At 55.0% G+C, this 551-nt stretch carries 1 protein-coding gene; it reads left to right on the forward strand.

What is annotated here, in order from left to right:
- Positions 1 to 113: 113 nt before the first annotated feature.
- Positions 114 to 551: peptidoglycan recognition protein family protein (locus tag WMO26_RS13565; protein ID WP_349221153.1), on the forward strand; the 438-nt coding region annotated here is incomplete at its 3' end.

The raw sequence follows: 551 nt of genomic DNA on the forward strand, positions 1-551 counted from the left end.
GCCTACATCACCGGGCAAATCAAGGCGCTGGTCCCCTGATCCACCTATCTCATACGGCAAGGCGTGTCCTTCGGGGCGCGCTTTTCTTATACACAAAATTAGGAGGTAAGATTATGAACGTACCCATCATTGAGCAGATCATCCCGTCCACCAATGCCAACCGGCCGGGCGGGAACTACACGAAATCCTACATCACCATCCACGAAACCGGCAACAAGGACGCAGGAGCCGGAGCGAAGAACCACGCAAACTGGCTCTCGAACGGCGCAAACGGGGAAATCGGATACCACTATACGGTGGACGATCACGAGATTTATCACCATATCCCGGATAACGAGTGTGCAAGCCATGCAGGTGATGGCGCATACGGAACCGGGAACCTGCATTCCATTGGGATCGAGCTGTGCGTGAATGCGGACGGCGATTTCGAGCAGACAAAGAAAAACGCCGCCTGGCTGGTGGCGAAGCTAATGAAGGATTACTCCATCCCCATCAGCAACGTGGTGCAGCACAACCATTGGTCGGGGAAAAACTGCCCCCAGACCATCCGG

This window comes from Solibaculum intestinale, from assembly GCF_040096205.1.
Lineage (GTDB): Bacteria > Bacillota > Clostridia > Oscillospirales > Acutalibacteraceae > Solibaculum_A > Solibaculum_A intestinale.